This window comes from Rosenbergiella metrosideri, assembly GCF_022602565.1.
GTDB classification, from domain to species: Bacteria; Pseudomonadota; Gammaproteobacteria; order Enterobacterales; family Enterobacteriaceae; genus Rosenbergiella; species Rosenbergiella metrosideri.
On record NZ_JALBCV010000120.1, the window covers coordinates 1 to 250 of the forward strand.

Here is a 250-nt window from a genome sequence, read left to right on the forward strand (position 1 = left end):
GTTTTACGGCGGCTCGTAATATTTGCCGGGCCATTGACAATCTCAGGGCCATTCTCGCCCACAATGCCAAACTGGCCGCGCCCAATCGTTCCACCTGTGTCATACATCCCGGCAAAAGCACGGGAAGCGGCTGGCGACGTACCGGGCGTGGGGCTTATTACAGGGGTATTTTTCCCTGTTAACCAGTCTGGGAGATAGTCAGACAGTGAGGTTAACTTGGTTTTTAACGCTTCCCATTTCGCGTTAATTC

General features: G+C 52.8%; 1 protein-coding gene. It reads right to left on the reverse strand.

Translation table 11 applies throughout. The features are described from left to right. Positions 1-250 (reverse strand): hypothetical protein (locus MKR94_RS16745; protein ID WP_241647921.1); only part of this gene is annotated, 250 nt, incomplete at both ends.